The organism is Streptomyces sp. NRRL S-920 (genome assembly GCF_000717945.1).
Classification (GTDB): Bacteria; Actinomycetota; Actinomycetes; order Streptomycetales; family Streptomycetaceae; genus Streptomyces; species Streptomyces alboniger.
This window is the reverse complement of record NZ_JODF01000138.1, coordinates 1-1,466: the sequence shown is the minus strand read 5'-3', so window position 1 is coordinate 1,466 and position 1,466 is coordinate 1. Positions and strand designations below refer to the sequence as shown.

The window sequence follows — 1,466 nt, the reverse complement described above, 5'->3', positions numbered from 1 at the left end:
CCGGGGCCGGCGAGCACGCACCGGGCCACCAACACCGCCACGCCGCCAGGCGTGTCCGCTACCGCCGCCGCACAGCACGACGCGGCCCGCCCCGGCCGGATCGGCGGGGGGCGGGCCGCGTCGCCTCCGACTTACCGGAGCTCGTTGCGGCGGCACCAGCACCGGGACACGGTGGACCTCGTGTTGTTGTACGGCCAGAACTCCCGGATGTCCGCCTGGGCGGCGGCGTCGGTCCGGTAGCACCGTGAGTAGTCCTGGCTCCGGCGACTGATCGCGTTGCTGTAGTAGACGTTCACGTGGGCAGCTGGGGGTTCGACGGTGGCCGCCTCGACCAACAGGACCGGCGTGCCCGGCGCGGCCCACATTCCCCATACGCCGCGAGCGTGGTGGGGGTTGTCGCTCAGCCACCGGACGAAGATGCGCGGGTGTCCCGGCGACGCTTCGCCTTCCTCGATGTCCACCACCATCGCGGGGTCGTCCCACTTTCCCCAGTTGTCCCGCTGGGTGATGACGTCGCCGAGACGGACGTGCGCGAGCGGCATCCATCCGGGCTCGGTCGACCGCTCCGCGGTCGCGCGGCCGTGTGCCAGGTACTCACCGGAGCACGCGGAGCGCCAGTTCTCGGGCCGTGAGTGGTGTCCGGCATACCCGATGAATCGGGGGTCGGCGGGGGTGGGGGCATCGTTCGCACCGCAGGTGCCGCAGGTGACGGGCTTCTCGGCGTCGATCCAGTACGGCCCGTACTCCCGGGTCCTGTCACAACGGCGGCAGTCAAGCCGTGTCTTGCTGCGCGGGTCGACGGGCGGGCACTGGGCGGAGTGTTCGATGGTGTACGGGGACGCGATGACCACGGGGAAGTCCTTCTGTTCGTTGGAGCGTTCGGGGAGTGGGCGGGGGCCTCGCCCCCGCCCGACCGGCCACGGCGTCAGATCACGCCGATGGCCAGCAGCCACGACGGCGACCCGTGCTCACAGGTGCCGTCCGGCTCCACCCAGCACCCGTCGCGGGCTTCGGCTCCGCCGTCGGACATCCAGCTCTGCATCTGCTCGATGGACGGCATCCCCGCGCCGTCCCCGCGCTCGGGCTCCTGGTCCTCCGTCACCTCCCGCGAGACGATCAGCGCCTGTCCCGCCAGGTCGAAGGTGGTCATGTCCTCCGCCCACCACGGCGCACCGCTGACCTGGAACGTCCGGTGCGTGACGTCGCTCAGCTTCAGCACGCGGTCCGTCCAGCCGGTGACGCGCGGGTAGGCGCGGGCGTCGCTCAACAGACAGGCGATCTTGTCGCCCACCTGCACGTCTTTCGTGTCGATCCATTCGGTCTTGACGGTCACGGTCGCTCCCTGGTGTTGAAGGTTCGGGGTTCGCCGTCCGGGGCTGCCATCCCCTTCCGACATCACTAATTCTGCCTTATTTAGGGGTCCGGGTCCACTTGAAACGGGGGTTTCGGGGGTGATCTGGATCACA

Annotated in this window: 2 protein-coding genes; both read right to left on the bottom strand. The window is 69.9% G+C overall.

The annotated features are described in order from the left end of the window. Positions 1 to 131 precede the first annotated feature (131 nt). The gene (locus tag IG54_RS0137205; RefSeq protein WP_030795612.1) at positions 132 to 851 is read right to left on the bottom strand and encodes a hypothetical protein; all 720 of its coding nucleotides are present in this window, start codon (positions 849 to 851) and stop codon (positions 132 to 134) included. Positions 852 to 925: 74 nt separating this feature from the next. Further along, positions 926 to 1,333: a hypothetical protein gene (locus tag IG54_RS38920; RefSeq protein WP_037898470.1), complete on the bottom strand. Its 408-nt coding sequence runs from the start codon at positions 1,331 to 1,333 to the stop codon at positions 926 to 928. Between the last annotated feature and the right edge of the window lie 133 nt (positions 1,334 to 1,466).